This window comes from Enterobacter sp. C6 (genome assembly GCF_008122455.1).
Taxonomy (GTDB): Bacteria; Pseudomonadota; Gammaproteobacteria; order Enterobacterales; family Enterobacteriaceae; genus Enterobacter; species Enterobacter pseudoroggenkampii.
On the sequence record NZ_QPFW01000015.1, the window covers coordinates 1 to 464 of the forward strand.

Annotated in this window: 1 protein-coding gene; it reads right to left on the minus strand. The window is 63.8% G+C overall.

Going from position 1 to position 464, the window contains the following annotated elements; all coding sequences use genetic code 11:
• A partial coding sequence (locus DOU50_RS00085; protein ID WP_148768443.1) for an Ig-like domain-containing protein occupies positions 1 to 464 on the minus strand: 464 nt, incomplete at both ends.

Consider the following 464-nt stretch of genomic DNA (forward strand, 5'->3'; position numbering starts at 1 on the left):
TGACGGTCACGCTGCCGTCGGTTAATCCAGCCAGATCCGCCGCTGGAACGTTCAGCGTCCAGCTGCCGTCCGCGCTGACGGTTGTGGTGTAGTCTTTACCGTTCAGCGATACGGTGACCGTCTGGCCCGCTTCGGCGGTACTGGTACCGGAAACGGCCAGATCGCTCTTCGCTTCGGTGGCATTGAGAATGTCGTCCGTCGCCAGGGTGTTAATGGTCACGGACGGTGCGGTCGCATCCACGCTGTACTCGCGGCCTGCCGAGGCGCTGTTGCCGTTGACGTTGGTGACGCTCACCTGCACGCTGGCGTCGCCGTCTTTCAGACCCGCCAGGTCGGCGGCTGGCACCGTGGTCGTCCATTTGCCGTCGGCGCCTACGGTCGCGGTGTAGCTCTTGCCGCCGAAGGTGATGGTAACGGTCTGGTTTTCCTCAACGTTCGAGGTCGCCCCGGAGAGCACCAGATCC